Genomic DNA, 17,286 nt, shown 5'->3' on the forward strand with positions numbered 1-17,286 from the left:
CTCGGCCTCCTGAAGGGGAATCGAGTCCGAGTTACCTGAAAGATCGTAAACAGCGAAACAAGCGCGCTTCGCTTGTTTGCTAACGAACGAACCATCAGACGACGCCGAACGCCCCTTTCAGGAGGCCGAATGGAATCGCTGCGCAGAGGGGCGAGCGGCATGGATGCCGCGAGAGCCGTGAAGGGCCATGGATGGCCCTTGCGCGGCGACCCTCGGAGCAGCGATGGAATGAGGGAAGTCGAGCGCAGCGAGACCCGGATGCAGGGGCAAGCGTTTTTGCTTACTTTTTTGGCAACTGAAAAAAGTGAGTCGCCCAGCAGGGCGAAACCTACGGTGCGAAGCGACGACGGAGCCGGGCTATACGAAGATGGCCGTATCGTCCCCTGATCGCGAGCAAGCTCGCTCCTACGAAAAGCGATAGACCGCTCAGCGGCTGAGGTATAGAGGGAACGATGACTCATCACGGCGCCCCCTAAAACGGCTGAACACTGGTGGTCAGCGTCCCCATCAACAACGCCCAGCCATCCACCAACACAAACACCATCAACTTGAACGGCAGCGAAATCATCATTGGCGACAGCATCATCATGCCCATCGCCATCAGCACACTGGCCACCACCAGGTCGATCACCAGAAACGGCACGAAAATCATGAAGCCGAGCTGAAAGGCCGTCTTCAACTCGCTCAGCACGAACGCCGGCAGCAGCAGGGAGAAGTCCAGTTCTTCGAGATTCTCCGGCACTTCTTCGCCGGCCAGCGACACCATGGTCTCCAGCGAGGTCTTGTTGGTCTGCGCCAGCATGAACGCCGAGAGGCTGGTTTTGGACACCTCCAGCGCCTGCTCCAGGCTGATCTCGTCGTTCTGAAACGGCTCGAACGCGGCGCTATGAATTTCCTGCCACACAGGGCGCATCACCAGCAGGGTAACGATCAGCGCGATGCCGATCAGGACCTGGTTGGGTGGGCTCTGTTGCAGGCCGATGGCCTGGCGCAGGATGGCCAACACGATGATGAAGCGGGTGAAGCAGGTCATCATCATCAGCATCGCCGGCAGGAAGCCCAGCAGCGTCATGATGATCAGGATCTGCAGCTTTATGCTGAATGCCTGACCGTTCTCGGTATCGTTCAGGTTGAACAGCGTGATTTCGCCGCCGGCAGCCTGCGCCGCCAGCGGGAACAGGCTGGCCAGCAGCAGGCACAGCAGCAACAGCCCGCGGCGCAGCTTCATTGCGTCAGCGCATCCAGGCCGACGCCGGACAGTTCGACGATGCGCAGGCCGTAGCTGCCGTTCATCACCACCACTTCTGCCTTGGCGAACAGGGTGCCGTTGACCTTCACGTCCAGCGGCTCGCCGGCGACCTTGTCGAGGACGATGACGCTGCTGGTGTCGCACTCCATCAGTTCTTTCAGCGAAATCTCAGCCGAGGCCACTTCCAAGGTGACATTCACCGGGATCTTGCCGAAGAAGCTCAGGTCCTGACGCGGCGCCTGGGGCTGGGGAGCGGGCGCAGCGGCTGGCTCGTCGGTACCGTCGAGGCTCAGGTCGCCCTCGTTGATCAGGTTCTCGAATTCGTTGTCGGACAGTTGACCGGTCATTGGGATTTCACGCTTTCAAGTGAAGTGAGGAACAGGGCGCCGTCTTCTTCGAAGACAGTCCCCCGGAAAAGCTTCTGCTGGTTGATGCGCACTTCGTAGCGGTCCAGCGGGCGCACCATGAGGATGTCGTTGAGCTGCAGGGCAAGCACCTGCGACAGCGGCATTTGTACCGAGGCGACCACACAATCGAGGCGTACCGGCAGGTGCTTGATGTGATCGAGCGGATTGCCGGTCAGCCGAGCAGGCAACGGGCCGGCCAGGTGACTGGTGAGTTCATCGACCAGATCGGTGTCTAGATAAATGAAAATCGATGAACGGCTATTGGTCAGGTGGCTGATGTATTCGAACTCAGCGACATATTCCCAGGTGGTTTCTTCGTAATCGTTTTCATAGCGCTCAAGTTCGCCGAATGTTTCGCCGGACAATATCGAGCGCGCAAAAATATAAGTCAGATCCAAGCCCAGGCGATCACGCATCCGTTGTTCTGAAGTGCTGATCGGCGGTGCTTCCTGACTCGGCACTATTGTTCCGCCGTAATAGCACTCGAGTGCCTCGGTGAGGAGTGCCCGATCAATTGAAAACCCGACCTTTCCCATCGGCGAGCGATAGATGCATTCCGGTGCTTTGTTTGCCGGCTCTTGAACATCCACCTTGCTCAATTCGAGGCTGATCCGGTAATTGCGCAAGAAGTAGTCACCCATCAAGCGTGGGTTCTTGTTGGTGGTTTCCTTGATGAACTGAGGAATCTTGTGGTGATGCCGGCCAAGCTTCTGCGGTTTCAAAACAGTCAGGCTTTGGGCGGGCACGCCATGGTGGACTTTTGAATTGCCAGACATGTTGTGAACGGTATTTCCTGGTTCTTGCACGGCAGGCGATGGCCTGTCGCGCGGGTAAAAGCAGAAGAATGTTTGGCCAGGGCGGGTTTGCGGTGCCTGAGATGACGGGCACAGCTCTAGCGTGCCGCCAGTCTAGGCTTGGGCGCGAGGAAGAATTAAATCAATAGGTATCAATTGATCTTTTTTGAGATCAGCTGTGAGCAATTGATTTAATTTTAGCGGAACTGATTGGGCGGTTCCGGGCGGGCTTGTTAGCGTGCGCGCAATTGTTTCGGAGCGGTCGGCTGCAGTTACCTGTCTCGTTCGGCGAGTTGGACAGACAAGGCGACGAAAGTTCCAGAAGACTTAAATAAATTTTTCAGCGAATCCGGCGTTGTGCTCGAGCAACAGGCGTAACAGCGCCAAGGTGGTCACATTGAATAGTGTCAGTCATGCAATGAACTACTCCCGCGATGAGCTATTCGCTCCAGCGCCGGCGCGCAAGAAAATTCTCATTGTCGGCAATCCCGCAGAGGCGGGTTGCGAGTTCCTTGAAGCGGGCTTGCGAAAGGAAGGCTGCGCAGTATTTTCACACGCCGATCTGAATGATCTGGATAACGCCGCTTTGAAGGGCACATCGCTGGTTTTCATCATAATCAGCGGCATACAACAGCCGGCCTTATATACGCAGGTCGATTCACTGATTCGTCGTGGACGCGCCATCAGCGTTATTCCCGTCGTGCAGTACGCCGACCAGGAAAAGGCCGCAGCCTTACTTGAACTGGGCTGTGTCGATTACTTGTTGTCGCCATTCAGCGCAAGCCAGTTAAGCGCATTGCTGCGCCGCCAGGAATTCGCCGATACGGCCCAGGAGAGTTTCGTCTCCTGTTCCCAGGCTGGCCGCCGTCTGCTGGCCATGGCACAGCGTGTGTCGCTGACCCGGGCGCCGATTCTGATCACCGGTGAAACCGGCACCGGTAAGGAGCTGATGGCGCGTTATATCCATCGCTTCTCGGCCAGTGCGGATGCACCTTTCATTGCAGTCAACTGCGCAGCGATTCCGGAGCAGATGCTCGAATCGATACTGTTCGGCCATGAGAAGGGCGCCTTCACTGGCGCGGTGACGGCCCAGCCGGGGAAATTCGAACTGGCCAACGGCGGCACGCTGCTGCTCGATGAGATCGGCGAACTGCCCCTGGGGCTGCAAGCCAAGCTGCTTCGCGTACTGCAGGAACAGCGCGTGGAGCGCCTCGGCGGGCGCAAGGAAATCGAGCTCAACGTGCGCATCATCGCCGCCACCAACCGCGATCTGCAGGTGGAAGTCGCGGAGGGGCGATTCCGTGCCGACCTGATGTTCCGCCTCGACGTGCTGCCGCTGCACATCAGCCCGCTGCGTGAGCGAAAGGAAGACGTGCTGCCGCTGGCTCGCCGTTTCGTGGCCAAGTACGCGCCGCAGGAAGCCGACGAAGAACTGTTCACCAGCGATGCCTGCCGCGCCCTGCTGCGGCACGACTGGCCGGGCAATGCCCGCGAGCTGGAGAACACCGTGCAGCGCGCCCTGGTGTTGCGCAACGGTCTGTTCATCCAGCCGCAGGATCTCGGCCTGGCAGCCCCTTCGCAAGTCGAAGTACGCACCGAGCGGTTGCCGCTGCCCACGCTCGAAACCGGAAAGGCTGCCCTACGCGCCAGCGGCAAGTGGGCCGAGTACCAGCATGTTATCGACACCATTCGCAAGTTCGACGGGCACAAGACCAAGGCGGCGGCCAGCCTCGGGATGACCTCGCGTGCCTTGCGCTACCGCCTCAATGCCATGCGCGAGCAGGGCATCGAGCTGGATTTCTGATTTAGACAAGGCAAGGGGAGAGCCAGCGATGAGTTCAATCACTCAGGTGCAGCAGGAACTGCTGGGCCAAATGCAGCAGCTCCAGGGTGTCGCGTCCGGCGCGGCCATCAAGCCGGCTGACCAGGCGGCACCCGATGCGGGCGGTCTGTTCATGGCGGCGATGCGTTCGGTCGATGCCCAGCAGCATCAGGCCGGCGCGGCCATGGCTGCGGTGGACAGCGGCAAGAGCGACGACCTGGTGGGCGCCATGCTCGACAGCCAGAAGGCCAGCGTGTCGTTTTCCGCGTTGCTGCAGGTGCGCAACAAACTGACCACGGCGTTCGACGACGTCATGAGAATGCCGCTTTGATCCGGCGTGAGAGCTAAGACGTGCTGCAGAAAATCAAAAGCAAGCTGCCGGCTGGCGGCCTCCAGCTCGACCCGCGGGTAACGCTCGCCGGCATGGCGGTGATCGCCGCCGCGCTGGCTGTCGCCGTGGCCTTTTACCTGTGGCGTGACAACGGCTCGTTCCGGCCGCTGCATGGCGCCGGTGAGGCTTTCCCGGTAGCCGAGGTGATGCAAGTGCTCGATGCCGAGGCCGTGCAATACCGCATCCACCCGCAGAGCGGGCAGATCCTGGTGCGTGAGGACCAGCTGTCCCGAGCGCGCATGCTGCTCGCCGCCAAGGGCGTGAAGGTGGCGATGCCGGCCGGTTATGAGCTGTTCGACAAAGAGGAGCCGCTGGGCACCAGCCAATTCGTCCAGGACGTGCGTCTCAAGCGCAGCCTGGAAGGTGAACTGGCACGCACCGTGATGTCGCTCAAGGGCGTTCAACATGCCCGCGTGCACCTGGCGCAGGAGGAGAACAGCTCCTTCGTGGTCAGTAAACGCGCGCCGACCAAGGCCTCGGTGATGCTCCAACTGGAGCCCGGTTACAAGCTGGGCGCCGATCAGGTTGGCGCGATCGTCAATCTGGTGGCTGGCAGCGTGCCCAACCTCAAGCCCGAAGATGTTGGCGTGGTCGATCAGTACGGCGCGCTGCTGTCGCGCGGTCTGAATGTCGGCGGTGGGCCGGCGCAGAACTGGGGCGCTGTGGAGGATTACCAGCAGAAGGCTGTGGCCAACATCGAGCAGGTGCTGGCGCCGGTGCTGGGCAGCGGCAACTACCGCATCAGCGTCGCCGCTGATATCGACTTCAGCCAGAAGGAGGAAACCTTCCAGTCCTATGGCGAAACCCCACGCCTGCGTCGCGAAGTGCTAAGCAACGAAAGCGCGCTGGATCAGCTGGCGCTGGGCATTCCCGGCTCGCTGGCCAACCGTCCCGTCGCCCCGCCGAAGGAAGGCGAGGAACCGGCGCCGGCCAAGGGCGAAACCAAGGGTGCCACCTCCTTGCGTGAAGAATCCACTCGCCAGTTGGACTATGACCAAAGCGTGGTGCATGTGAAGCACGCCGGTTTCGCCCTGCGCCAGCAGAGCGTGGCGGTGGTGCTCAACGCCGATGCCGCGCCCGAAGGCGGCTGGAGCGACGAGGCGCGCGCCGAGCTGGAAGCCATGGTCCGCAGCGCGGTGGGCTTCAAGCAGGATCGAGGCGATCTACTGACCCTCAGCGTCCTGCCCTTCGCCAGCGTGGAAACCGTCACTGAAGAGGTGCCCTGGTGGGAAAACAACCAGGTGCACGCCTTGGCCAAGCTGGGCGTGGCCGGCCTGATCGCGCTGCTGTTGTTGTTGATCGTGGTGCGTCCCGCCGTGCGCAGCCTGACCCAGCGCAGTGCGCCCGCCGAGGCCGATCCGGCTGCTCTGGAAGGCACCCTGGCGGGGATGGCGGGACCGCTGCCGATCGAGACCGAGTCGCGTGCGGCCCTGGCCAGCCCAAAATCCAGTGGCGACGGCGTACACGTATTCGGCGAGCTCAATCCGCTCTCGGAAATTCGCCTGCCAGCGCCCGGTTCGGGGCTGGAACTACAGATCGAGCACTTGCAAATGCTCGCCAAGAACGACCCGGAGCGCGTTTCGGAAGTCATCAAGCATTGGATAGGCCGCAATGAAAGAGACCTCAACCCAGCCAGCTGAGTCGGTGACCGGCTCGAGCAAGGAAATCAAGGCGCGCCCGATACAGCTGCGCTCGGTGAGCTCGCTGGACCAGGCGGCGATCCTCATGCTGAGCATGGGTGACGACATTTCCGCCGGCATCCTGCGCAATTTCACACGTGAAGAAATCATCAGCATCAGCCAGGCGATGGCGCGGCTGTCCAACGTCAAACAGCCGATGGTTTCCGATGTGATCAGCCGCTTCTTTGACGACTACAAGGAGCAGAGCAGCATCAAGGGCGCCTCACGCACCTACCTGTCCGGCATGCTCGGCAAGGCGTTGGGTGGCGATATCACCCGTTCGTTGCTCGATTCCATCTATGGCGAGGAGATCCGCGCCAAGATGGCGAAGATGGAGTGGCTCGACCCCCAGCAGTTCGCCGCCCTGATCGCCAAGGAGCACGCACAGATGCAGGCGGTGTTTCTTGCTTTTCTGCCGCCGGGCATGGCCACCGACGTGCTCGAGTGCATGCCGGCCGAACGTCAGGACGAGCTGCTCTACCGCATCGCCAACCTCAGCGAGGTCAACAGCGACGTGATTGCCGAGCTGGAGCAGCTCATCGATCGCAGCCTGCAGGTGCTCTCGAACCAGGGCTCGCAGGTGCGCGGCGTCAAGCAGGCGGCGGACATCATGAACCGCTTCAAGGGCAACCGTGACCAGATGTTCGAGCTGTTGCGCGCCCACAACGAAGAGCTGGTCGGCAAGATCGAGGATGAAATGTATGACTTCTTCATCCTTTCCCGGCAGAACCAGGACGTGTTGCAGACCCTGCTGGAAGTGATTCCCTTGGAAGAATGGGTGGTCGCGCTCAAGGGCGCCGAACCGGCACTGGTCAAGGCTATTCAGGGGGCGATGCCCAAGCGGCAGGCGCAGCAGATGGAGTCGATCAACCGTCGCCAGGGCCCGGTGCCGCTGTCGCGGGTGGAGCAGGTGCGCAAGGACATCATGGCGGTGGTCCGCGACATGTCCAATGAAGGCGATCTGCAGGTTCAGCTGTTCCGCGAACAGACGGTCGAGTAAGCGCCGATGAGCATCAAGATCATCAAGGGGGAAGGCCGCTCCTGGCGCCCGTTTCGCTTTCCACCTCGTGTGCGTACCGCGGCCGAACTGGCTGACAGCGTGGCCGGCGATCCGGCGGCGTTGCAGCGCGCGGTCGCCGATGGCTTTCAGGAAGGCATCGACAAAGGTTACGAACAGGGCCTGGAGCAGGGCCGCGAAGCCGGGCATCGCGAAGGGTTCGAGCGTGGCATCGAGGACGGCAAGGCCATCGGCCGAGAAGAAGGCCGTGCCCAGGGGCGTCAGGCCTTCGACGAGGCGGCTCGGCCGTTGGATCGATTGATCGAAAGCGTCGAGCGTTTCCGCCAGGATTTCGAACAGGCGCGTCGGGACCAGTTGCTGGAGCTGGTGCAGAAAGTCTCCAAGCAGGTGATCCGCTGTGAGCTGACCCTGCACCCGACGCAATTGCTGACGCTGGCCGAGGAAGCCCTGGCCGCCATGCCGGGCGATCAGGAAGATGTGCGCATTCTGCTCAACCCCGAGGAATGCACACGGATCAAAGAGCTGGCGCCCGAGCGTGCAGCGGCCTGGCGTCTGGTCCCGGATGAGAAGCTGGCGCTCGGCGAGTGCCGTGTGGTGACGGCTCAGGCCGAAGCCGATATCGGCTGCCAGCAGCGCCTGGACTCTTGCATGGACACGCTCGCCGAACACATCCGGGCAGAGGCCTGAGATGTCCCTGCGCGAGAGCTTCCGGCTCGACGAGGCGTTGCGCTCGCTCGACACGGTGCAGCTGGCGAAGGTCAGCGGCCGGCTGGTGCGCGTTTCCGGCATGTTGCTGGAAAGCCTTGGCTGCCAGCGCATGACCGGCCAGCGCTGCTTCGTCGAGCAGGGTGATGGCAGCATGCTCGAAGCGCAGGTGGTGGGCTTCAACCGCGATATCACCTATTTGATGCCGTTCAAGAAGCCGGTGGGCCTGACCGCTGGCTCGCGGGTGTTCCCCGCTCCGGACGACGCCAAGCTGCACATCGATGACTCCTGGTTGGGGCGCGTAGTCAACGGCCTCGGCGAGCCGCTGGACGAAATGGGCAAGCTCAGCGGGCGCGATCCCCTGCCCACCGAGCTGCCCTCGGTCAACCCCCTCAAGCGCAAGCCAGTGAGCGAACCGCTGGACGTCGGCGTGCGGGCGATCAATTCCATGCTCACCCTCGGCAAGGGCCAGCGCGTCGGGCTGTTCGCAGGCTCCGGTGTCGGCAAGAGCGTGCTGCTGGGCATGATCACCCGGCAGACCAAAGCCGATGTGGTGGTGGTCGGGCTGATTGGCGAGCGTGGGCGCGAGGTGCAGGAGTTTTTGCTGCATTCGCTGGGCGAGGAGGGCCTGAAAAAGGCCGTGGTGGTGGTGGCGCCGGCCAACGAATCGCCGTTGATGCGCCTCAAGGCCACCGAGCTGTGCCACAGCATTGCCGCTTATTTTCGCGATCAGGGCAACGATGTGTTGTTGCTGGTGGACTCGCTGACCCGCTACGCCATGGCCCAGCGCGAAATAGCCCTGGCGTTGGGTGAGCCGCCAGCGACCAAGGGTTATCCGCCGTCGGTGTTCGGCATGCTGCCGGAGCTGGTGGAGAGCGCCGGCAACGGCGCCAACGACAATGGCAGCCTCAGCGCGCTGTATACGGTGCTCGCCGAAGGCGACGACCAGCAGGACCCGATCGTCGATTGCGCGCGGGCGATTCTCGACGGCCATATCGTGCTGTCGCGGCGCCTGGCCGATGCCGGCCATTACCCGGCCATCGACATTTGCGCCTCGGTCAGCCGCTGCATGAGCCAGGTCGGCCAGCCACCGCACCTCGGCGCGGCGCGCCAGCTCAAAGAGTTCTACAGCACCTACGAGAAGATCAAGGAGCTGATCCCGCTCGGTGGCTACAGCCCGGGTGCCGATATCAAGACCGACCGCGCCGTGCAGCTGGCGCCCACCATCGAGCGCTTCCTGCGCCAGGAAGTGGGCGAAGCGGCGGAGCTGGAAACCAGTCTCACCATCCTGCAAAGCATCATCCGGAAGCCATGAAACAGCAGATCGAAACGCTCACGCGCCTGGCCAGCCTGCGCGGTAACCGGGTCAAGCAGATGCTCGGGCAGGTTCAGTACCAGCAGAACCTCTGTCAGCGCTATCGCAACAACATCACCGGCCTCAGCCGCCTGTGCGGTTTCAGCGTGCCGATGAGCACCCCACTGCAGCGCGACAATCAGCAGCGCTACAAGGCCACGCTGTACAAAATGGTCGAACTGCAACGGCGCGAACTGGCGGTGGCCGAGCAGGCGCTGGCGCGAATCCAGCAGGAGTTGTTGCAGGCCATGCGCAGCGAGAAGGTGGTCGAGCATGTCATCGACGCCAAGATGCAGCAGTGGCAGCACTTGCTGATGTCGCAGGAGCAGAAGATTCAGGATGGCCTCGCCGCGCAGTCCTGGTGGCGTAACCAGATTGCCTAGGGCGCCCGGCGGTGCGACAGGAGACCTCGAACAGTGGCACCTGATCAGAGCGCTTCCGTCAGCCGCTGAAAAAAAGATTTAAGGTTTTCGCCCGAGCGGTCGCTTGTTTGGCAGTAACCACCGAGTTGGAACGAGATCATGGAAATCAGCCGGCAATTCAAGCCCGCCATTGCAATCCCCACCGAGACCGCCCCGGCGCGTCCGGCCGGTGTTCGCCCCGCCGCGCAGCCGGCCGCACGTCAGGCCGAAAGTCTGCCGCTGGAGCAGATGCACGACGCGCTGCGCGCCATGCCCGAGGTCGATCTGGACCGGGTAGCGGCCATCAAGCAAGCGTTGCAGCGCGGCGAGATATCCACTGACGTGGGTGAGCTGGCCAGCAGCATGCTCAGCTATCACCGCGGTAACGATGCGTGAGCCAGCGCGAGAAGCTGCTGGCCGTCGTCGATGACGATCTGCAGCAGGATTGCGGCGATTACCTCGCCTTGCGTGAGCTGATGCAGGAGCTCTACGGACGTCTGCTGGAACGCGATGTCCCGGAGATCAATCGGATCAATCTGCAAATCACCGTCCGCGTCGAGGCCATTGCTGCGCGTGCTCAACGTCGCAGCAAGGTGCTGGCCGCCTTCCGTCTGGAAACCTCGGGCGTCGGCATGCGTCGCCTGTTGTCCAGCTGCACGGGCGAGCGGGGTGAATCCTTGCAGCGGCATTGGCGGCAGGTCGGCGACCTCGCTGTGCAGTGCCAGCAATTCAACGAGCACAACGGCAAGCTGCTCGCCATGCACCACGATATCCTGCAGCAGCTGCTTGTCGGCAGTCAGGATGCCCGGCTCTATTCGCCTCAGGCCTACTGAGGCGCAAGCTACTCAGCGCCGTGGCCCACCTCGTCTCGCAGAAGTCGTAGCGCAGACCGCGCCGCGTTTCCGCCAGCAAAACAGCTGCTGTGAAAAGCGCATCCGCCCTAGGGCTACCTTCGATCCTGCGCTAACCAACCACCCGACCGGTAAGACGGCACCGGGTCGTGTCGCTCGGATTGATTCCTTAACAAAACCATCCCCACCGTCGCCTTTACAGACAGATGTTCCGCCCTAGCAGTAGGCGGAAACGGTACTTCCCCGTTTCCTCGTCCTGCCGCGTTGCGGAAGTTCCTTTTCTGCATGCCATTGGCTGAGATGCCCGTATCACGGGGCTTTGAGACCTGGCATGCAATCTGCTCTGCAAGCATCAAGAGGGGATGGTGATGGCTATAGATTCCGATTACGTACAGCAGATGTCGACGCAGTTGGCGACCTACGAAGTTCAGTCTTCGTTGGATCGGCTTAACCGCAACGAAACGCGCTACAAGGCGCAGCGCGATGCGTTGAGCTCGCTGCGTACCTCGCTGACCACCTTCAAGTCGGCGATGACCAAGCTCAACAGCCGTACGTCGAGCATGCTGACCAACAGCGCGACCTTCAGCCAGGAGGGTTTCGCCACGGCCACCGTGGGCACTACCGCGACGGCCGGTACCTATGATTTTTATGTCGAGCGCCTGGCCGGCAAGCAGCAGGTGGCGGTGCAGGGGCTGGTCGACGGCAGCCTGAGCGGCACCCTCACGCTCAATGCTCAGGCTTTCGATCTGAGCAGCTACGCCACCCTCGATGACGCGGCCAAGGCCATCAACGCGGCAGGGCTAGGCGCCCAGGCCACATTGGTGCGCAGCAACGGCGCGGTCAATCTGGTGGTGACCAGCGAGAAAAGCGGTGCGGCCGACGGCTTCACCCTGGATGTAGCCGGCAATGCGGCAGCCACCACTACCACGCTGTCCACAGCGCAGGATGCCCTGATTCGCCTGGGCGGCAGCTACGGCGCCGGCGGCATCGAGCTCACCAGTGCCAGCAATACTTTCACCGACGTCATCGACGGCGTCAGCATGACCGTCAGCAAAGTGCATGCGGCGGGCGATGCACCATTGACCGTCACCGTCGGTCAGGACAAGGCTGGGACCAAGGCCAAGGCGCAGAGCTTCATCGATGCCTTCAACAGCCTGATGACAAGCTTCGATTCGCTGACCGCCAGCGGTAGCGACAGCAGCGCCCGTGGCGCCCTGGCCGGCGATTCCAGCGTGCGCTCCATCGAGAGTCGCCTGAATGGCCTGCTGCGTACCGACTTCGGCGGCAAGAGTCTGGTCGAGTTCGGCATCAGCGCCGATCGCAACGGCAAGCTGAGCATTGACGCCACGCGTTTCGAGGCCGCAGTCGCCAACGATCCGGAAGGTTTCGAGGCACTGTTCACCGGCAAGGACAACCTGCTCGACAGCATCGACAAGACCGTCGCCAGCTACACCAGCAGCACCAACGGCATGCTGAAAAACCGCATGGACACGCTGGACATGAGCCTGCGCCGCATCGATGAGCAGTTCGACAATCTTCAGCAGCAGTACGACAACCACTACAGCCGCTACCTCAGACAGTTCACTTCCATGATGCAAACCATGCAGAGCATGGAACAGACCTACGGATTGTTCGGATGAATCCTTATCTCCAAAACGACAGTTACGACAGCTACCGCGCGGTAGACCTCGAAGCCCGCGCGGCCTCCGCATCGCCTTACGAGCTGGTGCTGGTGCTGATGGACGGCCTGCTCGACGAACTGGCTCGCGCCCGTGGACACATCGAGCACAAGCGCTATCAGCAGAAGGGCATTTCCCTGGAGAAGTGCATGAACATCCTTAACGGCCTCAACGGTGCGCTCGACGAAGAGGGCGGCGGAGAGGTCGTGCAGGGCCTGGCGCGGCTCTACGAATACTGCATCTACCGGCTCTCCGACGTCAGCGTAACGCTGTCGCTGGAAGGTCTGGATGAGGTGATCAATCTGCTTGGCATCCTGCGTGAAGGCTGGGAGGGCGTCAGTGCCGCCCGTAAATGACAGCGAACGCCTGATGGCGCTGCATGGGCAGCTGCAACAGGCGTTGCAGGTCAATGACTGGACAGCGGTTGCGACGATCGATGCCGCGATCCGCCAGTGCCTCGAAGCGCTGGCCGGTCGGCTGGAGCAGGACGAGCCCACACGATTGGCGAAAAGCCGCCTCAAGCAGCTGCATGGCGAAGGTCTGCAAGCCTGCGCCGACGAATGCGAACGCCTGCGCCTGTTGCTGCTGAACCATCTGGAGTACGCCGAGGGGCGTGCCGCTTACCAGCGTATCGATATGTTCCAAGCCGGAGACCGGGGATGATCCAGTCGATTCCAACCGCACGCGCGGCTGCCGAGAGTGCCGGGTCGGCCATGCCGACGCCCGCCCGCGTGAGCCAGGGCGGCAAGTCCGTCGAAGGGCGCCAGGTGACGGAGCGCGCCGTCCATGCTTTCGGTGAGCGCATGCGACTGGCCTCTCGTGAAACCGAGGCGCGTTCGACCGAGCCGACTGCGGTCTGGATGCCTGATGCACGGGCGGCGCTGCCGACCGAGCAGGGGCAGGTGCTGCGGTTGGGTGGCGATGCGGCTCAAGGCGCCGAAGCGGCGCGAGAGCTGACCCCCGAACAGTGGTTGCTGAGCATGATCGACCAGCAACTCGCCGAGATCCAGGCGCGCGACGCGGCGCAACTGGAGGCGGTGCCCGAGCCGGTCGCGCCGGCTTCGGTGGAGGCTGCCGCGCCCTTGATCGATGAGCTGCTGGCCTGGATACCCGGGTCTTCGCCTCTTGGTGAGCAGGAGTCCGAGGCCGATCAAGCGTTGACGGCCGATCCGCTGGACCTACTGGGCGGCTTTCACGGCAAGACCAGCGGGGCGAGCCTGACCGCGTCGCCCATGCCGAAGCCTGTCGCCGAGATGGCGCCAGGCCTGTCAACGCCAGCGCTGACCGATGTCTTGCCGACGGCATCATTGGAACCGCAGCTGAATGCGACCGAGTCCCTAGACGCCGGGGAACCGCTTGCCGGGGCCGTCGAGAGAGGTCAGGCGCCGCTGGTGCAAGGCGCTGATCGTGGGCTGAAGCTGCAGGCGCCGGAAGCCAAGTGGGGCGAGCAGATGTTGCATGCCCTGCGTGAAAACGTCGATTTGCAGATCCAGCAGAAGATTCAGAGCGCCACCATCCGCCTCGACCCGCCGGAGCTGGGCAGCATGGAAATCCTGCTCAGCCACGAGTCGGGCCGGCTGAACGTGCAGCTGAGCGCGGCGAACGCCGACGTGGCGAGGCTGCTGCAGCAGACCAGCGATCGCCTGCGCCAGGAGCTGGTCGGTCAGCACTTCGTACAGGTCAACGTGCAGGTGGGTGCCGACAGCGGCGGTCAGCAGGGCCGACGCGATCAGCGGGCAACGTTGCCCGGTGAGGAGCCGCCGCTGGCAGCCCGGCCGGCGGAGCAGGAACAGCGCCGGGAGAACGGCCGCGCCCGTGACGTATTGATCACCGTTTGACCCGATTCAACCCAATTAGCCAACTGTGAGTGTGTTATGTCGACCCCCCGTCTCGTCCTGCTGATGCTGCTGCTCAACGTCCTGACCGTTGCCGGTGGCGTTGGTGTCAGCTACTGGCTGCTCAAGCCTGGCATCGAAGGTACGGTTTCCGAGGAAACCGCCGTGGTTGAATCTGTCGAGCCCTCGGAATACGTGTTCTTCCCGGTGCAGAAAGTCATCGTCAGCGTGCGTGGCGACGGTCGCGAGCACTACTTCGTGCTGGACCTGGCGTTGCAGGCAGACGCATCGGACGAGCCGCCGAAATTCGAGCAAGCCGAGCCCATCGTGCGCAACTCGGTGGTGGGCTACCTGTCGTCCCTGCCCTTCGATGAGTTACGCGGGCTGAAGATCGGTGAGTTACAGGAGCGTCTGGAAACGGCCCTGTTCGCCGACTTTGCCAGCAAGAACGCAGCAGTGCCGTTCAAGCACGTGCTGGTCAACAAGCTGATCGTGCAGTAAAGGCCCCGCCATGAGTGCCATTTGCCCCGTCGACTATTACGGCGCTACGCCGGCCGGTCCCTCGGTGTTCGCACCGGCCGCCGAACAGCGCTGGCTGATGCAGTATCTGCCGCTGGTCAAGCGCATCGTCCGGCAGTTGTCGCTGCAGGCCAACCAGGTGCTCGACCGTGAGGATATGGAGCAGATCGGCATGATGGGGCTGCTCGAGGGGTTACGGCGCTACGGCGAGCCGGACGAGCAGTTCGGCAAGTTCGCCTCGCTGCGCATCCGCGGCGCGATTCTCGACGAGCTGCGTCGCCAAGACTGGCGTCCGCGCCAGGTTCGCCAGCAGGCGCACAAGATTCGCGACGCGATTCGCGACCTGTCCCGTCAACTGGGCCACGAACCCAGCGACGAGGAGATCAAGGCGTACACGGGCCTCGCCGAGAAGGACTATCAGGATTTCCTCTGGGCAGACTCGTCCGAGGCGATAGAAAGCCTCGACGAGCTGCTGCAGAGCGGACACGAGCATTTCCCCGACACCACGGAGTTGTTCGAGGAGCGCTTGATCAAGGAACGGGTGCTGGCGCAGGCGCTGGCCCGGCTGGACGAGCGCGAGCGGCTGGGGCTGACGCTGTATTACCAGCATGAGTTGAGCCTGAAGGAAATTGCCCTGGTGCTGGAAGTCAGCGACGCCCGGGTTTGTCAGCTGAGCAAACAGGCGATCGGCAAGGCTTGTCGCTTCCTAACAGAGAAGAGTCAGTAACGTCATGCAGAAAGTATTAGGCGCCTTCATCATCATTGGCTGTGTGCTGGGCGGCTACGCCATGGCACACGGTGACATGAGCATGCTCTGGCAACCGGCCGAGGTGGTCATCATCCTGGGTGCCGCGCTGGGCAGTCTCGTGGTTGGCAACCCCAAGGAAGTGCTGATCGAGATGTTGCATCAGATCAAGGGCGTATTTGCCTACAAGCGCCGTGGCGAGGAGTTTCAGCGCCAACTGCTGATGCTGCTGTATGAGCTGCTGGAGATGGTCGATGTCGGTGGCCTCAAGGTGCTCGACTCGCATATCGAGGAACCGGAGCAGAGCGACCTGTTCGTGCGCTACCCGCTGATTCTCCAGGAAAAGAACCTGATGGCTTTTATCGCCGACAACTTCCGCCTGATGGCCATGGGCAAGATCAGCGCGCACGAGCTGGAAGGCTTTCTCGAGCAGGAACTTGAAGCCATGGAGCACGCCCTGCTGCAGCCGGCGCGCTCGCTGCACAAGATCGGTGAGGCCATGCCCGGCTTCGGCATCCTTGCGGCGATCATGGGCATCATCATCACCATGGGCAGCATCGGTGGCAGCGTCGCGGAAATCGGCGCCCATGTAGCGGCGGCGCTGGTGGGCACGTTCCTCGGCATCTTCTTCTGCTACTGCCTGATGGACCCGCTGTCCAATGCCATGAGTCAGCGCATCAAGACCGAACTGTCGGCCTTGGAATGCGTGCGCACCACGCTGGTCGCCCACGTCGCCGGCAAGCCTACGCTGTTGGCAGTGGACGCCGGCCGCAAGTTGATCGAGCAGGACGTCAAGCCGGCCTTCCGTCAGCTGGAAAACTGGGTGACCCAGTATGAGGAAGAAAGGGACGCCGCATGAGGAGCCGGGACAAGCACAAAGGCGGCGGCGACCACGAAATCATCATCAAACGGCGTAGCAAGAAAGGCCACGGTGACGAGCATGGTGGCGCCTGGAAGGTCGCCTTTGCGGACTTTACCCTGGCGATGATGGCCCTGTTCATGGTGCTGTGGATCATCCAGCCGCAGATGAATCAGACCAACCCATCCTTTGGCGAGATGGAGAGCAATCCGCTGGTTGAAGGCGGGGCCGGCATCTTCGACGGCACCAGCACCTCGCCGCTGGAGCTCGACGGGCTGCCGGTGCGCCCGCTGCCAGTGGAGCAGAAGGACCGCAGTGAGTCGGCGCGCGAACAGGACGGCAGCCACAACTACGGCTCGACCGCAGAACTGAAAAAGCTCGCCGAGCTGATGCGCGAAGTGGCCAATGAAGTCGATGCGTTGGCCAATCTGGAGGTCGATGTGGTCCCGCAGGGGCTGCGCATTCTGATCAAGGACGACCAGCAGCGCTTCATGTTTCAGCGTGGCAGCGCGACCTTGAATCCACATTTCCAGAAGCTGCTGGGCGTGCTTGCCGGTGTACTGGCGAAGGTCGACAACAAGCTGATCATCAGCGGCCACACCGACGCCACGCCGTACCGGCAGAAAAATGGTTACGACAACTGGAATCTGTCCGGTGACCGCGCGCTACGCGCCCGCAACGCCCTGGTCGACGCCGGCTTGGCTGAGCGCTCCGTATTGCAGGTGACCGCGCAGGCGGCCGTCATGCCGCTGCATCCAGAGGACCCACTGAACGGCGCCAACCGCCGCGTGGAAATCCTCTTGCTCACCGCCTCGGCCGAGGCTCTGTACAAGGAGCTGTTCGGCGACAGTTACGGCCAGGTTCGCTTTTCCGAGCGCGGCGCGAGCTACAGCGGTGAGGGTTCCTAGCGCGGGCTGTTTGGCGGGCTCGAGGCCGCTCGACCGTATCGATTCAGCCGGCGGTCGCCGACTGGATGGT

At 62.4% G+C, this 17,286-nt stretch carries 20 protein-coding genes; 17 read left to right on the top strand and 3 right to left on the bottom strand.

The genetic code is table 11. From position 1 onward, the window contains the following. Window positions 1–472 precede the first annotated feature (472 nt). Genes fliP through MCB86_RS22715 form a run of 3 tightly spaced genes read right to left on the bottom strand, consistent with a single transcriptional unit; the run spans window position 473 to window position 2,432 of the window. Window positions 473–1,228 (bottom strand): flagellar type III secretion system pore protein FliP, encoded by a 756-nt coding sequence (fliP, locus tag MCB86_RS22705; RefSeq protein WP_045160123.1) that lies wholly within the window; start codon window positions 1,226–1,228, stop codon window positions 473–475. Next, the gene (gene fliN / locus MCB86_RS22710; protein ID WP_046163473.1) at window positions 1,225–1,596 is read right to left on the bottom strand and encodes a flagellar motor switch protein FliN; all 372 of its coding nucleotides are present in this window, start codon (window positions 1,594–1,596) and stop codon (window positions 1,225–1,227) included. Before fliN ends, fliP begins: the two co-directional genes overlap by 4 nt. Beyond that, window positions 1,593–2,432, bottom strand: a complete 840-nt coding sequence (locus MCB86_RS22715; protein ID WP_045160125.1) for a FliM/FliN family flagellar motor C-terminal domain-containing protein — start codon at window positions 2,430–2,432, stop codon at window positions 1,593–1,595. Before MCB86_RS22715 ends, fliN begins: the two co-directional genes overlap by 4 nt. A gap of 436 nt (window positions 2,433–2,868) precedes the next feature. Between MCB86_RS22715 and MCB86_RS22720 the strand changes: the two genes are divergently transcribed. From MCB86_RS22720 to MCB86_RS22800, 17 genes are all read left to right on the top strand, one after another. Next, window positions 2,869–4,254, top strand: coding sequence for a sigma-54 dependent transcriptional regulator (locus tag MCB86_RS22720; RefSeq protein WP_045160126.1), 1,386 nt, complete (start codon window positions 2,869–2,871; stop codon window positions 4,252–4,254). Window positions 4,255–4,282: 28 nt separating this feature from the next. Next, complete coding sequence (locus MCB86_RS22725) at window positions 4,283–4,603, top strand: flagellar hook-basal body complex protein FliE (RefSeq protein WP_239612227.1); 321 nt, start codon at window positions 4,283–4,285, stop codon at window positions 4,601–4,603. Between the two features lie 20 nt (window positions 4,604–4,623). Next, entirely contained in the window at window positions 4,624–6,303 is a 1,680-nt protein-coding gene (fliF, locus tag MCB86_RS22730) for a flagellar basal-body MS-ring/collar protein FliF (protein ID WP_239612228.1), read from the top strand. Beyond that, entirely contained in the window at window positions 6,275–7,342 is a 1,068-nt protein-coding gene (locus MCB86_RS22735) for a FliG C-terminal domain-containing protein (RefSeq protein WP_239612229.1), read from the top strand. The genes fliF and MCB86_RS22735 overlap by 29 nt, the downstream gene beginning before the upstream one ends. A gap of 6 nt (window positions 7,343–7,348) precedes the next feature. Beyond that, window positions 7,349–8,047: a flagellar assembly protein FliH gene (fliH, locus tag MCB86_RS22740; RefSeq protein ID WP_239612230.1), complete on the top strand. Its 699-nt coding sequence runs from the start codon at window positions 7,349–7,351 to the stop codon at window positions 8,045–8,047. Window position 8,048: 1 nt separating this feature from the next. After that, window positions 8,049–9,380 (top strand): flagellar protein export ATPase FliI, encoded by a 1,332-nt coding sequence (gene fliI / locus MCB86_RS22745; RefSeq protein WP_239612231.1) that lies wholly within the window; start codon window positions 8,049–8,051, stop codon window positions 9,378–9,380. Continuing rightward, window positions 9,377–9,802, top strand: coding sequence for a flagellar FliJ family protein (locus MCB86_RS22750; protein ID WP_045160133.1), 426 nt, complete (start codon window positions 9,377–9,379; stop codon window positions 9,800–9,802). Before fliI ends, MCB86_RS22750 begins: the two co-directional genes overlap by 4 nt. A 138-nt stretch (window positions 9,803–9,940) precedes the next feature. After that, complete coding sequence (flgM, locus tag MCB86_RS22755; RefSeq protein ID WP_045160134.1) at window positions 9,941–10,216, top strand: flagellar biosynthesis anti-sigma factor FlgM; 276 nt, start codon at window positions 9,941–9,943, stop codon at window positions 10,214–10,216. Continuing rightward, window positions 10,213–10,653 carry a flagellar protein FlgN gene (locus MCB86_RS22760; RefSeq protein WP_239612232.1) on the top strand — a complete coding sequence of 147 codons (441 nt, stop codon included), beginning with the start codon at window positions 10,213–10,215 and terminating at the stop codon, window positions 10,651–10,653. The genes flgM and MCB86_RS22760 overlap by 4 nt, the downstream gene beginning before the upstream one ends. 386 nt (window positions 10,654–11,039) lie before the next feature. Continuing rightward, a complete protein-coding gene (fliD, locus tag MCB86_RS22765) occupies window positions 11,040–12,311 on the top strand; it encodes a flagellar filament capping protein FliD (RefSeq protein WP_239612233.1) in 1,272 nt (423 codons plus the stop codon). Continuing rightward, the gene (gene fliS / locus MCB86_RS22770) at window positions 12,308–12,706 is read left to right on the top strand and encodes a flagellar export chaperone FliS (protein WP_045160137.1); all 399 of its coding nucleotides are present in this window, start codon (window positions 12,308–12,310) and stop codon (window positions 12,704–12,706) included. The genes fliD and fliS overlap by 4 nt, the downstream gene beginning before the upstream one ends. Then, a complete protein-coding gene (locus MCB86_RS22775; RefSeq protein WP_239612234.1) occupies window positions 12,690–13,013 on the top strand; it encodes a hypothetical protein in 324 nt (107 codons plus the stop codon). The genes fliS and MCB86_RS22775 overlap by 17 nt, the downstream gene beginning before the upstream one ends. Then, a complete protein-coding gene (locus MCB86_RS22780) occupies window positions 13,010–14,188 on the top strand; it encodes a flagellar hook-length control protein FliK (protein ID WP_239612235.1) in 1,179 nt (392 codons plus the stop codon). The genes MCB86_RS22775 and MCB86_RS22780 overlap by 4 nt, the downstream gene beginning before the upstream one ends. Window positions 14,189–14,224: 36 nt before the next feature. Then, a complete protein-coding gene (locus tag MCB86_RS22785; protein ID WP_045160139.1) occupies window positions 14,225–14,686 on the top strand; it encodes a flagellar basal body-associated FliL family protein in 462 nt (153 codons plus the stop codon). Between the two features lie 10 nt (window positions 14,687–14,696). Further along, window positions 14,697–15,431: a FliA/WhiG family RNA polymerase sigma factor gene (locus MCB86_RS22790; protein ID WP_239612236.1), complete on the top strand. Its 735-nt coding sequence runs from the start codon at window positions 14,697–14,699 to the stop codon at window positions 15,429–15,431. A 4-nt stretch (window positions 15,432–15,435) separates the two neighbouring features. Then, entirely contained in the window at window positions 15,436–16,308 is an 873-nt protein-coding gene (motA, locus tag MCB86_RS22795; RefSeq protein ID WP_239612237.1) for a flagellar motor stator protein MotA, read from the top strand. Beyond that, window positions 16,305–17,216, top strand: coding sequence for an OmpA family protein (locus MCB86_RS22800; RefSeq protein ID WP_239612238.1), 912 nt, complete (start codon window positions 16,305–16,307; stop codon window positions 17,214–17,216). Before motA ends, MCB86_RS22800 begins: the two co-directional genes overlap by 4 nt. Window positions 17,217–17,286 lie beyond the last annotated feature (70 nt).

Origin of the sequence: Pseudomonas sp. KSR10, assembly GCF_022355455.1 — a bacterium.
Lineage (GTDB): Bacteria > Pseudomonadota > Gammaproteobacteria > Pseudomonadales > Pseudomonadaceae > Stutzerimonas > Stutzerimonas stutzeri_E.

Coding starts and splice junctions, on each gene's coding strand:
- MCB86_RS22725 (WP_239612227.1), top strand. CDS start 4,283: ATGAGTTCAATCACTCAGGTGCAGCAGGAACTGCTGGGCCAAATGCAG.
- fliP (WP_045160123.1), bottom strand. CDS start 1,228: ATGAAGCTGCGCCGCGGGCTGTTGCTGCTGTGCCTGCTGCTGGCCAGC.
- fliI (WP_239612231.1), top strand. CDS start 8,049: ATGTCCCTGCGCGAGAGCTTCCGGCTCGACGAGGCGTTGCGCTCGCTC.
- fliN (WP_046163473.1), bottom strand. CDS start 1,596: ATGACCGGTCAACTGTCCGACAACGAATTCGAGAACCTGATCAACGAG.
- MCB86_RS22790 (WP_239612236.1), top strand. CDS start 14,697: ATGAGTGCCATTTGCCCCGTCGACTATTACGGCGCTACGCCGGCCGGT.
- fliS (WP_045160137.1), top strand. CDS start 12,308: ATGAATCCTTATCTCCAAAACGACAGTTACGACAGCTACCGCGCGGTA.
- MCB86_RS22735 (WP_239612229.1), top strand. CDS start 6,275: ATGAAAGAGACCTCAACCCAGCCAGCTGAGTCGGTGACCGGCTCGAGC.
- flgM (WP_045160134.1), top strand. CDS start 9,941: ATGGAAATCAGCCGGCAATTCAAGCCCGCCATTGCAATCCCCACCGAG.
- fliH (WP_239612230.1), top strand. CDS start 7,349: ATGAGCATCAAGATCATCAAGGGGGAAGGCCGCTCCTGGCGCCCGTTT.
- fliD (WP_239612233.1), top strand. CDS start 11,040: ATGGCTATAGATTCCGATTACGTACAGCAGATGTCGACGCAGTTGGCG.
- MCB86_RS22715 (WP_045160125.1), bottom strand. CDS start 2,432: ATGTCTGGCAATTCAAAAGTCCACCATGGCGTGCCCGCCCAAAGCCTG.
- MCB86_RS22780 (WP_239612235.1), top strand. CDS start 13,010: ATGATCCAGTCGATTCCAACCGCACGCGCGGCTGCCGAGAGTGCCGGG.
- motA (WP_239612237.1), top strand. CDS start 15,436: ATGCAGAAAGTATTAGGCGCCTTCATCATCATTGGCTGTGTGCTGGGC.
- MCB86_RS22800 (WP_239612238.1), top strand. CDS start 16,305: ATGAGGAGCCGGGACAAGCACAAAGGCGGCGGCGACCACGAAATCATC.
- MCB86_RS22720 (WP_045160126.1), top strand. CDS start 2,869: ATGAACTACTCCCGCGATGAGCTATTCGCTCCAGCGCCGGCGCGCAAG.
- MCB86_RS22785 (WP_045160139.1), top strand. CDS start 14,225: ATGTCGACCCCCCGTCTCGTCCTGCTGATGCTGCTGCTCAACGTCCTG.
- MCB86_RS22750 (WP_045160133.1), top strand. CDS start 9,377: ATGAAACAGCAGATCGAAACGCTCACGCGCCTGGCCAGCCTGCGCGGT.